Origin of the sequence: Pandoraea sputorum (assembly GCF_000814845.2) — a bacterium.
In the GTDB taxonomy this organism is placed as follows: domain Bacteria; phylum Pseudomonadota; class Gammaproteobacteria; order Burkholderiales; family Burkholderiaceae; genus Pandoraea; species Pandoraea sputorum.
In genome coordinates this window covers 4,768,656-4,783,640 of record NZ_CP010431.2, presented here as the reverse complement: position 1 = coordinate 4,783,640, position 14,985 = coordinate 4,768,656, and the positions used below count along the sequence as shown (strand labels likewise).

The window sequence follows — 14,985 nt, the reverse complement described above, 5'->3', positions numbered from 1 at the left end:
GTTATTGTGCCAGTGCGCCGACTTCCGCGAGCGACGGGGCGGCGCTGCCGAACGCGAAGGCGTCCATGCGCAGCGCGCCGTACGTCGAGCCGGTGTCGAAGTGCGTCTGACGGGCGGGATCGTCGGCCGCGCCAAGCGCAACGTAAATCGGCAGCAGATGCTCGTCCGTCGGATGCGCGCGTTCGGCGTGCGGCGCGCGCGCGCGGTAGTCGAACAGGGCGTCGAGGTCCATCGCCGCCAGACGCTCGGTAAACCACGTCGAAAACTCGGCCACGTATGGCGCTTCGGGGGTCGCCTCGCGCGCGCCGCCCGGGGCGCGGAACACTTCGTGCAAGTTGTGCGTGAAGCTGCCCGACGCCACGATCAGTACGCCCTCGCGAGCGAGCGGTGCGAGCGTCTGCCCGACTTGGTACTGATATTCGGGGCGCATGTGCCGTTGCAGCGACAACTGCGTGACCGGCACATCCGCATCGGGATATAGATAGCGCAGCGGCACCCACGCGCCATGATCGAGACCCCACTGATCGTCGGTGACAGCGGGCAGTCCCGCGTCCTTCAACATCTGCACGGTGCGTTCGGCGAGTGCCGGTGCACCCGGTGCGGGGTACTTCAGTCCATAGAGTTCGCGCGGGAAGCCGCCGAAGTCGTGGATCGTGCGTTGCTGCGCGAGGTTGCCCACGCGCGGTGTCGGCGTCGACCAGTGCGGCGAGATCACGAGGATCTCGCTGGGACGCGGCACCGCACGCCCCAGCGCCGTCAGCAACGGACCGGTGCGGCCCGGTTCGACCGCGAGCAACGGCGAGCCGTGGGAGACGAAGAGGGTGGGAAGGGCAGACATGGCATTCACTCCGGCAAAACAACGCTAAACGACATCACGACAGGATCGGGCGGCATACCCCTCGGCGGGTTTCGCCGAGGGGCTCTGGCGATTATGCAGTGCGGTTACGGCGAATCGCGAAGGCACCGTCGCCCAGCAACGCCACGACCAGCAGGCCCACGAGCCAGAACGCCGGGAATTCCCAGCCGCCGCCCTTGTTGGTGAACAACCAGCCGTTGTGGCCGTGCACCGAGACGATGGTGCCGAGCATCAGTGCGGCGAGCGGCAGGGCGGCCCAGCGGGCGTAGAAGCCGGTGATGAGCATGAGGCCACCGATCAGCTCCAGTGCCATCGTGACATAGGCGACGACCGGCGGCAGGCCAAGCGAGCCCATGAAGCCGACGAAGCCGGGCACGGTGAAGACGAACACTTTAAGCGACAGATGCGAGAGGAACAGGATACCCAGCGAGACGCGCAGCAGCAGGGCAGCGTACGGGGCGGTTTTAGTATCGATCATGACAAGCTCCGGTAAGGGAATCGAAATACGGACTAAGGGTCGGCTCGGCCATCGACGGCTACTGATGGCCATTCACGTCGATTTACCGATGACGTGGCGTCGATGACTGACTTAGTCCCCATTCTAGGGAGCGGGATCGTACAGATAAACGAGTGTCGAAGGGATTGATTGTCCCGTTGGTGGGGATAATCGATGTGTGATGCGGGCGAAGCAAGCCGCCCGGGGCGCGTCGGGTGGCTTGCTTCGCTCAGGATTGCGCAGGATTGTGCAGGAATTACGTCGGCCGTTCAGGCCGTTGCGATCATCCGGTCGAGCAGTTCGACCCAGTGTTGTACCGGCGCGTGATCGCGGGCGTGCTCACCCTTGGCCGTCGCCTGTAAATGGCAGATGCAACCGACGTTGGCCGACACAACCAGCTCAGGATCGAGGGCGTCGAGCGACTTCCACTTGGCGTCGCGCAACTGATGCGACAAGTCCGGCTGCGTGACGGAATACGTCCCGGCCGAGCCGCAGCAGATGTGACTGTCCTGCGGCAACATGACGTTCACACCCACACCGGCGAGCACCTTCTCCACCACGCCCTTGAGTTGCTGGCCGTGTTGCAGTGTGCAGGGCGGGTGATACGCGATCTTGCCCGATTTACGGTTAGGCACGCGCTTTTGCAGCGCTTCCAGATTGTCGAGCAGCACCTCCGACAGATCGCGCGCGAGTTCGGACACGCGTTGTGCTTTGCCTGCGTACTTCGGATCGTGACGCAGCAGATGGCCGTATTCCTTGATCGTCGCACCGCATCCCGACGCGTTGATCACGATGGCTTCCGTACCGGCTTCGATCTCCGGCCACCAGGCGTCGATGTTGCGGCGAGCGTCGTCCAGACCGTCGTCGTGATAGTTCAGGTGCAGACGGATCGCACCGCAGCAGCCAGCGGACGAAGGGCGCACCATCTCGATGCCAAGCGCGTCGAGCACCCGGGCGGTGGCCTTGTTGACGTTCGGCAGCATGGCCGGTTGCACGCAGCCTTCGAGCATCAGCATGCGGCGTGCGTGCTTCGCTTGCGGCCAGCTGCCGGAGCGTTGACGGTGGGGAACTTTCTCGCGCAGCGAGCGCGGCAGCAACGTGCGGAACTGTTGGCCGAGGCGTAGGGCGGGTGAGAACAGGGTGCGGTTGGGCAGCACGTGGGCGAGGGTCCAGCGCACGGCGCGCTCGCCAGCAGGACGGCCGACCTTGGCGTCGATATGACGGCGACCGATGTCAGCCAGACGCCCGTACTGCACGCCCGAGGGACAGGTCGATTCACAACTGCGGCAGGTCAGGCAGCGATCGAGGTGACGCTGCGTTTCGCGCGTCACGCTCTGTCCTTCGACCATCTGCTTGATCAGGTAGATACGCCCGCGCGGGCCGTCGAGTTCGTCGCCCAGCAACTGATAGGTCGGGCAGGTCGCGGTACAGAATCCGCAATGCACGCATTTGCGGAGAATGGCTTCGGCTTCGTCGCCGTCCGGTGTCTGGCGAAGGAATTCTGCGAGGTTCGTTTGCATCGTTCTGTAGTTAGCGATTTACCGGTACAACCGATGACGGTTGAAGATGCGGCTCGGATCGAATGCTTGTTGCAGACGCTCGCCGATAGCTTGGAGCGCGGCGTTCTGAGGCGTAAATACACGCTCCACGCCGACCGACTTGCTGCCGTGGCGAAACAGCGTAGCATGCCCGCCGACCGCTGCGGCAATTGCGCGAATTTCGGTGGCCGAGCGCTGTGTGATCCACCACCGCTGCGCGCCGCCCCATTCGACGAGATGCTCGTCGGCGCCCGTCAGCGGTGGCGTGGTCGGCGGCACCGACAGACGCCACAACGGCTGCGCATCGCTCTGAACCTGCGTGGTCGCGAAGAACGGGTGCGTTTGCTCCCGCAGCGACGTCCAGAAGGCATGCGCCTCGAGGGCATCGACATGACGGCCACCCATCGTGACGCGGGCGGCGTCGATGGCGGCGGCAGCACCGCCGAGGCGCACGCTCAACACACCGTCGTGCCACGCCGAGCCCATGAGCGGCAGCGGCTGACCGCCCCAGCGGTTGAGCTGGTCGATGGCCTGCGCCTGTGTCAGGTCGAAGCGCAACGTCGCCTGCGCCACCGGGCAGGGCAGTACCTTGATCGAGAGTTCCAGCAGGATGCCCAGCGTTCCGAGCGAACCTGCGAGGACGCGCGAGACGTCATAGCCCGCCACGTTCTTCATCACTTGCCCGCCGAAATGCAGCACCTGGCCGTGTCCGTTCATGATGACCGCGCCGAGTACGAAGTCGCGTGGCGCACCGACGTGCGGACGGCGTGGCCCGGCGAGACCGGCGGCGATGCAGCCGCCCAGCGTTGCACCGGGGCCGAAGTGAGGTGGCTCGAACGGTAGCATCTGGCCACGCTCGGCGAGCGCGGCTTCGATCTCCGCAAGCGGGGTACCCGCGCGAGCAGTGATCACGAGTTCGGCCGGATCGTACGAGACGATGCCGCGATAGGCGCGCACGTCGAGCGGCTCACCTACTGGCGTCTCGCCATACCAGCGCTTGGTGCCCCCGCCCTGAATATCGAGCGGCATGCCGCTGGCGGTGGCGGCGAGCACGCGCTCGCGGATCGTCGCGAGCGCCTGTGCGGCGCGGCTCGCCTCAGTGTCGAGGGATGACGATGGAGGCGGTGGCGTGAGCGACACAGTCGACGCCGTCTGAAGGACTTGCGACATCAGAACCTCGGCAAATCGGGATGTGGGAGCAGGCCGCCGCGCACGTGCATCTTGCCGTACTCGGCGCAGCGCGCGCGCGTGGGGATGCCTTTGTCGGCGTTGAGCAGACCGGCGGGATCGAAGGCGCGCTTCACGGCGAAGAAGGCGTCGCGCTCTTCTTCGGAGAACTGCACGCACATCGAGTTGATCTTCTCGATGCCCACGCCGTGCTCGCCGGTGACCGTTCCACCTAGTTCAACACACGCTTCGAGAATGTCGCTGCCGAAGGCTTCGGCGCGGTGCCATTCGTCCAGATCGTTGCCGTTGAACAGGATCAGCGGGTGCATGTTGCCGTCGCCTGCGTGGAAGACGTTGATGCAACGCAGCCCGTATTGCACCTCCATCGCCTCGATGCGCTTGAGTAGCGTGCCGATCGTGCGACGCGGAATAGTGCCGTCCATGCAGTAGTAGTCGGGCGAGATGCGCCCGGCGGCGGGGAAGGCATTCTTGCGTCCGGACCAGAATCGCAGACGTTCCGCTTCGGAGGCCGAGACCTGAATGCGGGTCGCGCCCGAGGCGCGCAGGACGGCCGAGACGCGAGCGATTTCTTCGGCGACTTCCTCTGGCGTGCCGTCGGATTCACACAGCAGGATGGCGGCGGCGTTCAGATCGTAACCGGCGTGCACGAACTCTTCGACAGCCTGCGTGGCAGGTTTGTCCATCATCTCCAGACCGGCCGGGATGATGCCCGCGGCGATGATCGCGGCGACCGCGTTGCCACCCGCTTCGACGTCGTCGAAACTCGCCATGATGACTTGCTGGACCTGTGGCTTTGGCACGAGCTTGACGGTGATTTCCGTCACGACGCAGAACATGCCCTCACTGCCGATGAAAACGGACAGCAGGTCGAGGCCAGGCGAATCGAGTGCGTGAGAGCCGAATTCGACGACCTCGCCGTCCATCGTCACCGCGCGCACGCGCAGGACGTTGTGCACCGTCAGGCCGTACTTCAGGCAGTGCACACCGCCCGAGTTTTCGGAGACGTTGCCACCGATGGTGCAGGCGATTTGCGAGGACGGATCCGGCGCGTAGTAAAGCCCATAGGGCGCAGCGGCTTCCGAGACGGCGAGGTTGCGCACGCCCGGCTGCACGGTAGCGGTGCGGGCGTAGGCGTCGACTTCCAGAATGCGCTTGAACTTCGCGAGCGAAAGCACGATGCCGTCGGTAATGGGCATGGCGCCGCCGGACAGACCGGTGCCCGCCCCGCGTGGCACGACCGGAACGTTGTTCGCGTGGCATGCCCGAAGAATGCGACAAACCTGATCTTCGTCGGCAGGCAACACCACGGCCAGCGGCAGCTTGCGGTAGGCGGCCAGACCGTCGCATTCGTACGGCGTGATCTGTTCGCGGTCGGTGAGCCACTGGGCATCGGGGACGGCCGCACGCAACGCAGCCAGCCGGGCTGAGCGCGTGGCGTCGTTCAGCGTGTCGAAGACAGGCTCGTTCGCGCGAGCGGTATCGAAGGCGGTAGACATCTGCGTGGCACTCGCGGACATCGGTGGCGGCACCGGCGGCGCTGGCACGGGAGAAGGAAGGGGCGACGCATTCGATGCCATCTGGCTTGCTCTCGGACGATCGTTGACGTGTAATGACATTGACGGGTCTTGGTCTACTGGTAGACTGGTCGACCAGTTGTCGGATGACGTCATCGTAAAGGGAATGATCTGATTCCGACTAGCGGGTTAACCCTAGGTTTAACGTCGATACTCTAGTGCGGCTGAGCGACGGGCAGTCGGTGTGCCCTGAGCGAAGCCGCATCCTGTATCGTGGCGTCTGTGATTTTTCTGTCGAGAGCCGAAGCCGACATGTCGTCCAACGAGTCGTCCTTGCCTATATCTACTTTTCCCGCCAGCGAGCCCTCGGGCACCGTTGCGAGCTTTGCGCCGGTCACGCCGCCGCCGCGCCTGCGCCTGTCCGACATGGTCTACGAGCAACTGGAGACGATGGTCGTCGAAGGTCGGCTCGCACCGGGCTCGGCGCTGCCGTCCGAGCGGGATCTGGCGCAGCAGATGGGCGTGTCGCGCCCGTCGTTGCGTGAAGCGCTGTTGCGGCTGGAGTCGCGCGGGCTGATCGTCGGCCGGGCTGGCGGAGGGTATCTCGTCGCCAACGCCAGTCAGCCGCTGCTCGCCGAGCCGCTCTCGCAATTGATGTCGCGTCACAGCAAGACCGTGGACGATGTGCTGGAAATGCGCGAAGTGCTCGAAGCCAAGGCCGTGGAGCTGGCAGCAGAGCGTGCGACGCCCGAAGACATCGCTCGTCTTGCGCAGGCACTCGAAGCGCTGGAAGCCGCCTATGCCGCCGGTCGTGACGGCCTGGACGGGGAGGGCGACGCGCGTGGTCAGTCGCTGCTCACCCGCGTCCCCGAACTGGATGCACATTTCCATCTGGCACTGGCCGAGGCGACGCATAACCTCGTGCTGGTGCATCTGATGCACGCCATCTTCGAACTGCTGCGCGGCTCGGTCGTCGACAATTACCGCGCCATCGTCGGTCACGGCGCCGATCTGGCAGAGCTGATCGATCAGCATCGGCGCATTTTCAATGCCGTGGCGTCGCACGACGCAGGTAGCGCGCAACGTTCGCTGCGCGAACATCTCACCTTCATTCGCAACAATTCGGGCGACGTCGAGCCGGTCTGACCCCGATTTATCGCATCGGCGGTGCCCTCGCCTGAGGGCTAACCCCACCCGCTAAAACCTCATCGTTTTCCCTGACCCTCTCCTACGGCGACGCACGTCGCTCGGGGGCAGCTGCACCGGTGTCCGGACACGGCACACCCCGCAATGGCGCGGTTTACCTCAGTTTCCGAGTTATCGAGCGCTTACGTCTGCCGCCAATGCTCTTCGCCTTCCCCGCGCGCCCGGCACCGATATGCGGGCGCTTTCGGGTTGACAGTGGTTCGGCCATCGACTAATTTTGGAACCATAAAAAATACTTAATTCGATATATTGAATCTTGTATATCAGATTCAAAGTGTCGAACCGGCCCCGGCAGGACCTGTGAAATTTCCGGGTGGGCGTCGGTGCGGCACGGGATTCATCGGAGACATCAGTGGGTAAGCAACCATTTCCTTTCGGGCAGTCTACGTGCGACGTTGAGTCCGCACCGGCTGCCCTGTCGTATCCGCCGTCAGTGGTCACGCAAGACATTCGTGCCCTGGGGTGTTCCTCATCTCCCTGCCGCCCGTTGCGGGCAGGCGATCTGGCGATCACGCGTCCGCGAGGCGCGCCCGCCTGAGTGATGGGACCTGGTCTGCGATGCGATCCGTGCGGTCCATCGCGACACGCCGACAGCGCAGGCCGGTCCGCACTCGAATTTGTTCACCAGTCACCCTTCGGCAGCCGGCAACTTGCCGGCGCGGACCCTGAAAAGTCTGCGTCGCCGCGCCGAAGAGGGGACCGGAAGGGTCCTTTGGCACTTCCGAGAGTCAGTCAGCCGGGGCTTTAGCCCTGCGAGCCTGCCGCCAGGCAGTGCTCCGCGATCAAGCGGCCAAGCATGAGCCGCACGCAACGCCAGGAGGCGTGCCGTCTGCGCGACATCCCCGATCTCTCTGGGGCGCGCGGCAGCACGCGATGACGGCGGGCACCGCACAACGAAAAAGCGGGCCGTCGTCAATCGTCTGACAGGAACAGGAGGCAAGTCATGCAAGCAGCTGCGCAACCGGAGGAGAAGACCTCTTTTCTGGGAGGGCGCTGGTCACAACTGGTGATCGGCATCATCTGTATGGGCCTTGTGGCCAATTTGCAATATTCGTGGACGTTGTTCGTCGAGCCGATGCAAGCCAAGCACAACTGGGGCGTCGCGGCGATTCAGGTGGCGTTCTCGATTTTCATCGTGGTGGAAACGTGGCTGGTTCCGATCGAGGGCTGGCTGGTGGATCGCTTCGGGCCGCGTCCCGTGGTGGCCGGCGGCGCGGTCTGCGTCGGGCTGTCGTGGATCATGTATTCCTACGCGGAGTCGCTGACGGTGCTCTATACGGCAGCTGTCATCGCGGGTATCGGTGCCGGTTGCGTGTACGGCACCTGCGTGGGTAATGCGCTGAAGTGGTTCCCGGACAAGCGCGGTCTGGCGGCCGGTCTGACGGCGGCGGGTTTCGGTGCGGGCGCTGCCATCACCGTGATTCCGATCGCGAACATGATCAAGGCGTCGGGTTATGAGGCAGCGTTCTTCAACTTCGGCATTGTGCAAGGCGTGGCGATCTTCGTCCTCGCGCTGTTGCTGGTCAAGCCGCGTGCACCGAAGGGGGTGACGGTGTCGCGCCGCAACCTGGCGACGAAGCAGGACTACACGTCGGGCCAGATGATTCGCACGCCGGTCTTCTGGGTGATCTACATCTGCTTCGTTGCGGTGGCTGCTGGCGGTCTGATGGCCACGGCGCAGATCGGTCCGATCGCGAAGGACTATGGCATTGCTTCGATGCCGATGACGCTGTTCGGTGCAACGCTGCCGTTGCTGACGATGACGCTGTCGATCGACAATCTGTGCAACGGCTTTACGCGTCCGCTGTGTGGCTTCGTTTCGGACAAGATCGGTCGTGAAAACGCTATGTTCATCATCTTCCTTGGGGAAGGCGTGGCGATGCTCGGTCTGATGCACTTCGGTCAGAACCCGTATATGTTCGTGTTCTTCGCAGCGATGACCTTCCTGTGCTGGGGCGAAATCTTCTCGATCTTCCCGGCGCTGTGTGCGGACACGTTCGGCAGCAAGAACGCCGCCTCGAACGCGGGCACGCTGTACACCGCCAAGGGCACGGCTGCGTTGCTGGTGCCGCTGGCTTCGGTGCTGGCTGTCGGCGGTCACTGGGATCGCGTATTCATCGCTGCGGCGAGTATCAGTATCGTGGCGGCAGTGGGTGCGAAGTTCGTGCTCGCCCCGATGCGCCGTCGCTGGATCGAATCCGAAAACAGCAACAGCGCAAAGGCATCGACGAGCCCGTCGGTGGCGATGGGCGCGCCTGCCAGCGAGTAAGGCCGCAGCAGGCTGTTGTATCGGGTCTAAGCAGTATTGACGACAGGAAAACGGGGTGCCGGAAACGGTGCCCCGTTTTCTTATTTGAGGGTCGTCGGCTTGTCTTCGTCGTCGAACGATCAGGACGCAGAAAACAAAAAAGCCCGTCAATGACGGGCTTTTTGTGTTTTGGCTCCTCGACCTGGGCTCGAACCAGGGACCTACGGATTAACAGTCCGGCGCTCTACCGACTGAGCTATCGAGGATCAAACTTGGCAGTCGCACAACGCTGTAACGATGTGCCGACTAAAACAAAAGCCTCGCGGGAGCGAGGCCATCGCTTCGGTATTCTTGGCTCCCCGACCTGGGCTCGAACCAGGGACCTACGGATTAACAGTCCGGCGCTCTACCAACTGAGCTATCGGGGATCAAAAGAGAAAGCGATTATAGTGGCGGTTTTTACACACTGTCAACACTCCGGACGCATTTTTTATGCGTCCGACGTGCGAATTCCGCCAGTCGCGCTCGTGGCTCAGCGTTCGAGCAGATGGAGCTTTTCCTTGACGTCCTTCCAGTCGTCCGCATCGGGGAGCGACGGCTTCGTCTTCGTGATGCTCGGCCAGCCCGGCGAGAGCTCGGCGTTGAGCTTGATGAATTCCTGCTGGTCGCCCGGCACGTCCTCTTCGGCATAAATGGCATTCACCGGGCACTCGGCCACGCAGACCGCGCAATCAATGCACTCGTCCGGATCGATGGACAGGAAGTTAGGGCCTTCGCGGAAGCAGTCCACGGGGCAAACGTCCACACAGTCGGTGAATTTACATTTGATGCAGCTTTCGGTGACAACGTGCGTCATGCCAACTCCAGAGTAGGGCGCAAAACGGCTTCGATCGGCCGTTAAAGCGCGTATTGTAACGCAGCCCGCCATTGCGGGTGCGAGAGCCGAACGGGCGTTGCCGTCGGACGTCAGATACGCCTCGCAGGCTTTCGTATACCTCACTGCGAGGCATGCCGCGCGCCCTCGTCGCATGGGGGATGATGTGATGCGTGACACCGCTTTGCGGTACGATGCCAGTTGTTCCTGTGCGCTGCCCGTCAATGAGCTTTCCGAGCGTATGAAAGTATAAGTACGCGCGAACGTTCGGCAGCGTTCGATGTTTTCTCGTGAGTGCTCCGCACGGAGCCTGTCGTCATGATCATCACGTCGCTGCTCGATACCGATCTCTACAAGTTCACGATGATGCAGGTCGTTCTGCATCACTTTCCTGCGGCTCAGGTCGAATACCGCTTCAAGTGCCGCACCGAAGGCGTCGACCTCACGCCCTACGTCGATGAGATCCGCGACGAGATTCGCCTGCTTTGCGGGCTTCGCTTCACGGAGTCGGAGCTGCGCTATCTCGGCGCGATGCGCTTCATCAAGAGCGATTTCATCGACTTCCTCGACCTGTTCCATCTGAACGAGAAGTACATCACGGTCACACCTTCGCCCAAGGGCAACGGTGAGATCGACATCGAAATTCGCGGGCCCTGGTTGCACACGATTCTCTTCGAGATTCCCGTGCTCGCCATCGTCAACGAGGTGTATTTCCGTAATACGCAGCGCACGCCCGCGTATGAGGAAGGGCGTCAGCGTCTCAAGGACAAGATTTGCATGCTGGCGGAGCCGGTCGATTACCGTGACTGCAAAATCGCCGATTACGGGACGCGTCGCCGTTTCTCGAAAGAGTGGCATGAGGAAGTGATTCACACGTTGCGCGACGAACTCGGCGAGCAGTTCGCTGGCACGAGCAATGTGTACTACGCGTCGAAGCTGGGGCTCACGCCGCTGGGCACGATGGCGCACGAGTATCTTCAGGCGTGTCAGGCGCTGGGCCCGCGTCTGCGCGATTCGCAGATTTTCGGGTTCGAGACGTGGGCGAAGGAGTATCGCGGCGACCTCGGGATCGCGCTCTCCGACGTCTACGGCATGTCCGCCTTCCTGCGCGACTTCGACATGTACTTCTGCAAGCTTTTCGACGGCGCCCGCCACGACTCAGGCGATCCGTTCGCGTGGGGCGAGCGTTTGCTGGAGCATTACGCGCAGAACCGTGTCGACGCGCATACCAAGACCATGATCTTCTCGGACGGTCTGGACATTCCGAAGGTGTTGCAGCTTTTCGAGCGCTTCCGTGACCGCTGCAAACTGGCTTTTGGCGTCGGGACAAATCTGACGAATGACCTCGGCTATCAGCCATTGCAGATCGTCATCAAGATGGTGCGTTGCAACGGTCAGCCGGTGGCCAAGCTGTCGGACTCGCCAGGCAAGAATATGTGCGAGGACGATGCTTATCTGGCGTATCTGCGTCAGGTGTTCGAGATCGCACCGTTGCCGGAAAAGGCGAAGTGATCCGAAGGCGGGTGCAGACGATTCCGATTGTGAGCGAACGCGCGTCGCGCTGGCAGACCCACCCGCTATAATTGCGCATCGCCCGCCGGACTCAGGCCCGGCGGCTTCGAGAGACGACACAGTGACGACGCCGAGCGCAGACCGGCGCGTCGGCTTCACAGGACAGCCCATGGATACCTCCGACGCTCGCAATCGCATCTTCGCCCGCATTCGCAACGCCCAGCATCGTCCCGATGCCGCCCGCGCGAACGAGCAGGCTGCGGCCGAGGACTATCTGGCGCGGCATCCGCAGGGACCGCGTCCGGCGATGTCCGGCGACATCATGGCGACGTTCATCGCCAAGGCCGAGGCCCTCTCAACGACGATCGACCGCGTTCCCGCCATGAGCGACGTGCCGGCGGCGGCCAGCACGTATTTGCAGGCGAACGGTCTGACCACACGCGCGGTCGCATGGCCGACGCTGCGCTCGCTCGATTGGGCCAGCGCTGGCTGCGAAGTCGAATTCCGCAAGCCGCACGGCGACGATCTCGTTGGTATCACCGGCTGCTTCTGCGCGATTGCCGAGACTGGCGCGCTGATGATGATGTCGGGACCGGAGACGTTTGCTTCGGCAACGCTCCTGCCCGAGACGCACATCGCCGTCGTGCCTGCGTCGCGGGTCGTCGCCGGTCACGAAGACGGCTTTGCGCTGATGCGCAGCGAACGAGGACAACTCTCGCGCGCGACCAATTTCATTGCGGGACCGTCGCGGACCGCCGATATCGAACAGACGCTGGTGCTGGGCGCACATGGGCCCTACCGTGTCCATCTCATCATTGTCGACGGCGCTTAAGTAGCGCCGTGTCGCGCCGACGGTCGACCCGACGCGCGACGCATCGACGTCGACTTTCTCACTCGCCTGCGTAGATGCGCGACGGCGGGTCGCAAGACTGCGGAAAGCGACCGAATGCCGAAGGCGTCGGTCCTTTCGAGAAGTACACACCATTATTTTGGGATTTATCCCAAGGTCGTGTCGTTTTGGGCACTCCGGCGCTGACGGTGACTCGTACGCAGTCGACCATCAATCACTAGGAACCAGAAACAATGCATAAGGGGATTTGGGGAGCACTGACCGCGACGGGGCTGGCATTGGCAAGCCCGGCGGCTTTCGCTGCCGGACCGGACGGCGCACAACTCGTCGCCTGGTGGGGCGTGCCGTTTGCGGGATTGCTGCTGTCGATTGCGCTCGGGCCGTTGCTCGCACCCGCGTTCTGGCACCACCACTTCGGCAAGATCGCGGCATTCTGGGGCGCAGCTTTCCTGCTGCCGTTCGCGCTGGTCTTCGGTGCCGGGGCGGCATGGTACGGGGCGGTTCACGCGGTCGTCGGCGAGTACATTCCGTTCGTCGTCCTGCTCACGGCTTTGTTCACGACGGCCGGTGGCATCTGCGTGCACGGCAACTTGCGGGGTGGGCCGTGGCTCAATACCGGGTTGCTGGCGCTGGGCACCGTGCTGGCGAGCATCATGGGTACGACCGGCGCGGCCATGCTGCTGATTCGTCCGCTGATTCGTGCGAACGACAACCGCAAACACAACGTTCACGTCGTCGTCTTCTTCATCTTCCTCGTGGCCAACGCCGGTGGTTCGCTGACCCCGCTGGGCGACCCGCCGCTGTTCCTCGGTTTCCTGCAAGGTGTGGATTTCTTCTGGACGACGGCGCACATCTGGCCGGAAACACTGTTCATCTGTGCTGTATTGCTGGTGCTGTTCTTCATCATCGACGCTTACCATTTCCGTCAGAAGAACGAACGTCAGATCGAAGCGCTGGATCCGACGCCGCACGCCGCGCCGCTGCGACTCGAAGGCAAACGTAACTTCATTCTGCTCGCGGCCGCCGTCGGTCTGGTGCTAATGAGTGGTATCTGGAAGCCGGACGTCTCGTTCGACGTATTCGGCACGCCGGTCGCATTGCAGAATCTGGCGCGTGATGTCGGCCTGGTGGGGGTGACGCTGATCTCGCTGGCGATCACGCCGCGTACGGCGCGCGAAGGCAACGGCTTCAACTGGGAGCCGATGAAGGAGGTTGCCAAGCTGTTCGCAGGCATCTTCCTGACGATCATTCCCGTGGTGGCGATTCTGCGTGCGGGCGAAGCCGGTGCGCTGGGCTGGGTGATTCGTCTCGTCACGGGGCCGGGCGGTGCGCCGGACAACGTCATGTACTTCTGGGCGACGGGGTTGTTGTCATCGTTCCTGGATAACGCGCCGACGTATCTCGTGTTCTTCAATACGGCGGGTGGCGATGCAGCGTCGCTGATGACGAGCGGTGCAGCCACGCTGGCGGCGATCTCGGCGGGCGCTGTGTTCATGGGCGCGAATACCTACATCGGGAATGCCCCGAACTTCATGGTGAAGGCCATTGCGGAGCAACGCGGTATTCGCATGCCGAGCTTCTTTGGCTATATGCTGTGGTCGGGCGCGATTTTGCTGCCGCTGTTCGTTGTGATGACCCTGATATTCTTCTGAGCCGCCATAGCGCCAAGTAGCCACGCGGCCAACCTTTACGAGACAACTGGTGAAACCGAAGATCCTGGTAGCCCGAGCCATTTTCCCGGACGTGATCGAGCGTCTGGCGCAGTACTTCGACGTCGAGCGCAACGATGCCGATACGGTGTTTTCGAGCGACGAGTTGCGCGCGCGTCTGGCCGACAAGGCCGGTGCGATCACCACGGCGAGTGAACGCATCGATGCGTCGGTGCTCGCTGGTGCGCCGAATCTGCGTGTGGTGGCCAACATGGCTGTGGGCTACAACAACTTCGATATCGAAGCGATGACGGCTGCGGGCGTCATGGCGACGAACACCCCTGATGTGCTCAACGAGACGACCGCCGACTTCGGCTGGGCGTTGCTGATGGCGACGGCGCGTCGCGTGACCGAGTCCGAGCGCTGGTTGCGCGAGGGGCACTGGGACAAGTGGGCTTACGACATGTTCCTGGGCGCCGACGTGCATGGCAGCACGCTGGGCATCGTCGGCATGGGACGCATCGGTCAGGCGATCGCGCGTCGCGCCATGGGCTTCAACATGCGGGTGGTGTATCACAATCGCTCGCGTCTGGATGCCGCGACGGAAGCGGTGTGCAAGGCGAGCTACGTCGACAAGGACACGCTGCTGCGCACGGCCGATCACGTCATTCTCGTCTTGCCGTATTCGAGCGCAACGCATCACACCATCGGTGCTGCAGAGTTGGCGCAGATGAAGCCGACGGCCACGCTGGTGAATCTGGCGCGCGGCGGCATCGTTGACGATGCCGCGCTCGCGGGGGCGCTGGCGAATAAGCAGATCGCGGCTGCTGGCCTCGACGTGTTCGAAGGCGAACCGAAGGTGCATCCCGATTTGCTGAAGGTGCCGAACGTTGTACTGACACCGCACATCGCGAGCGCGTCGGCGGCGACACGCCGGGGTATGGCCAGTCTGGCCGCCGACAATCTGATCGCGGCGCTGGGCTTTGGGGCGGCCGCAGGCAAACCGCCTTGTCTGCTCAATCCGGCAGCGCGCAAGTCGTAAGCGACGTGGGCG

General features: G+C 63.1%; 12 protein-coding genes and 2 tRNA genes. 6 read left to right on the top strand and 8 right to left on the bottom strand.

Going from position 1 to position 14,985, the window contains the following annotated elements:
- Nucleotide 1: 1 nt before the first annotated feature.
- The 5 genes from NA29_RS21115 to NA29_RS21095 form a co-directional block, all read right to left on the bottom strand.
- Nucleotides 2-838 (bottom strand): dioxygenase family protein, encoded by an 837-nt coding sequence (locus NA29_RS21115; RefSeq protein ID WP_039392949.1) that lies wholly within the window; start codon nt 836-838, stop codon nt 2-4.
- 91 nt (nt 839-929) lie between these two features.
- Nucleotides 930-1,334, bottom strand: coding sequence for a DoxX family protein (locus NA29_RS21110; protein ID WP_039392947.1), 405 nt, complete (start codon nt 1,332-1,334; stop codon nt 930-932).
- Nucleotides 1,335-1,621: 287 nt separating this feature from the next.
- Nucleotides 1,622-2,872 carry a glycolate oxidase subunit GlcF gene (glcF, locus tag NA29_RS21105; RefSeq protein ID WP_039392943.1) on the bottom strand — a complete coding sequence of 417 codons (1,251 nt, stop codon included), beginning with the start codon at nt 2,870-2,872 and terminating at the stop codon, nt 1,622-1,624.
- 18 nt (nt 2,873-2,890) lie between these two features.
- A complete protein-coding gene (gene glcE, locus NA29_RS21100; RefSeq protein ID WP_231965195.1) occupies nt 2,891-3,919 on the bottom strand; it encodes a glycolate oxidase subunit GlcE in 1,029 nt (342 codons plus the stop codon).
- 140 nt (nt 3,920-4,059) lie between these two features.
- Nucleotides 4,060-5,574 carry an FAD-linked oxidase C-terminal domain-containing protein gene (locus NA29_RS21095; RefSeq protein ID WP_052253361.1) on the bottom strand — a complete coding sequence of 505 codons (1,515 nt, stop codon included), beginning with the start codon at nt 5,572-5,574 and terminating at the stop codon, nt 4,060-4,062.
- A gap of 351 nt (nt 5,575-5,925) precedes the next feature.
- On the opposite strand from NA29_RS21095, the gene NA29_RS21085 reads away from it, so the two are divergent.
- Together NA29_RS21085 and oxlT are read left to right on the top strand one after the other, a co-directional pair.
- On the top strand, nt 5,926-6,738 hold the full coding sequence (locus NA29_RS21085; protein ID WP_167370909.1) for a FadR/GntR family transcriptional regulator: 813 nt from the start codon (nt 5,926-5,928) through the stop codon (nt 6,736-6,738).
- A 1,003-nt stretch (nt 6,739-7,741) separates the two neighbouring features.
- Nucleotides 7,742-9,067, top strand: coding sequence for an oxalate/formate MFS antiporter (gene oxlT, locus NA29_RS21080; RefSeq protein WP_039401284.1), 1,326 nt, complete (start codon nt 7,742-7,744; stop codon nt 9,065-9,067).
- Nucleotides 9,068-9,236: 169 nt separating this feature from the next.
- On the opposite strand, the gene NA29_RS21075 is transcribed toward oxlT, so the two are convergent.
- The 3 genes from NA29_RS21075 to fdxA form a co-directional block, all read right to left on the bottom strand.
- Nucleotides 9,237-9,312 (bottom strand) — tRNA-Asn (locus NA29_RS21075).
- 86 nt (nt 9,313-9,398) lie between these two features.
- A tRNA-Asn gene (locus NA29_RS21070) sits at nt 9,399-9,474 on the bottom strand.
- A 104-nt stretch (nt 9,475-9,578) separates the two neighbouring features.
- Nucleotides 9,579-9,902 carry a ferredoxin FdxA gene (gene fdxA, locus NA29_RS21065; RefSeq protein WP_039401283.1) on the bottom strand — a complete coding sequence of 108 codons (324 nt, stop codon included), beginning with the start codon at nt 9,900-9,902 and terminating at the stop codon, nt 9,579-9,581.
- A gap of 336 nt (nt 9,903-10,238) precedes the next feature.
- Between fdxA and pncB the strand changes: the two genes are divergently transcribed.
- The 4 genes from pncB (at nt 10,239) to NA29_RS21045 (ending at nt 14,973) form a co-directional block, all read left to right on the top strand.
- Nucleotides 10,239-11,432 carry a nicotinate phosphoribosyltransferase gene (gene pncB / locus NA29_RS21060; protein ID WP_039404160.1) on the top strand — a complete coding sequence of 398 codons (1,194 nt, stop codon included), beginning with the start codon at nt 10,239-10,241 and terminating at the stop codon, nt 11,430-11,432.
- 169 nt (nt 11,433-11,601) lie between these two features.
- Complete coding sequence (locus NA29_RS21055) at nt 11,602-12,264, top strand: LutC/YkgG family protein (RefSeq protein ID WP_039401280.1); 663 nt, start codon at nt 11,602-11,604, stop codon at nt 12,262-12,264.
- Between the two features lie 251 nt (nt 12,265-12,515).
- Nucleotides 12,516-13,934: a sodium:proton antiporter gene (locus tag NA29_RS21050; RefSeq protein WP_039401278.1), complete on the top strand. Its 1,419-nt coding sequence runs from the start codon at nt 12,516-12,518 to the stop codon at nt 13,932-13,934.
- Nucleotides 13,935-13,980: 46 nt separating this feature from the next.
- A complete protein-coding gene (locus NA29_RS21045; RefSeq protein ID WP_039401275.1) occupies nt 13,981-14,973 on the top strand; it encodes a 2-hydroxyacid dehydrogenase in 993 nt (330 codons plus the stop codon).
- Nucleotides 14,974-14,985: the final 12 nt, after the last annotated feature.